Source organism: Pseudomonas floridensis, assembly GCF_002087235.1.
Classification (GTDB): Bacteria; Pseudomonadota; Gammaproteobacteria; order Pseudomonadales; family Pseudomonadaceae; genus Aquipseudomonas; species Aquipseudomonas floridensis.
In genome coordinates this window covers 1-680 of sequence record NZ_MUIO01000267.1, presented here as the reverse complement: position 1 = coordinate 680, position 680 = coordinate 1, and the positions used below count along the sequence as shown (strand labels likewise).

Genomic DNA, 680 nt, shown 5'->3' with positions numbered 1-680 from the left:
CATGCGAACGCTTGACGCTGTCACTGCGCTCGGCGCATCGGCTGCTGAAAGTGGCGCGGACCCTGGCGGATCTGGATCAGGTGGAGGCGATCAATCGCGGTCATCTGGCGGAGGCGTTGCAGTATCGACCTGCGAGTGGGTGAGAGGGCATGCACCGGTACAACTGGATTCGACTGCACCCATTTAATGGCGGGCTGCCACCGGCTCAGGCCGAGAAAACTTAACGTCGTGTCCGGGATCAGTTGACCACTACACTGCCCCTTCAAGCTTCTGCAGACCAAGCCAAGGCTTGATGTTCGCTGTGTGTGGGAGACCGTCGGGTCTGCCGGGTATCCAACCGGTTCGCCAACCTGCACACAGCCGCCACCTATCCGTTTGGCGACGGAAAGTTTGCGGAATCGTTTTTCAAAAATGGACTTCTGCCCTATGGATAAGCACGTCAACCCGCCCCACATCGCCCCCCTCTTCACCCGCCACAAAGCCCACCTGCACGCCATTCGCCTGCAAGACCAGACCTGGTTCTGCGCCTGCGATCTGGGCATTCTAATGGGGATGTTTCTCGACGGGTTCCGGGCACGCAAGCTCGCGCCCGATCAGCGCAAGACCTTGTGGCTGGAGCGTTATGGCAAAGCGCAGAAGACGTTGATGGTGAGTGAGTCAGGCGCTCTGACGCAGTGCCG

General features: G+C 59.9%; 2 protein-coding genes. Both read left to right on the top strand.

Going from position 1 to position 680, the window contains the following annotated elements; translation table 11 throughout:
- Positions 1–143 (top strand): magnesium chelatase subunit ChlI family protein (locus tag BZK31_RS28815; protein ID WP_482822376.1); only part of this gene is annotated, 143 nt, incomplete at its 5' end.
- A 283-nt stretch (positions 144–426) separates the two neighbouring features.
- Positions 427–680: BRO-N domain-containing protein (locus BZK31_RS28810; protein WP_482822375.1), on the top strand; the 254-nt coding region annotated here is incomplete at its 3' end.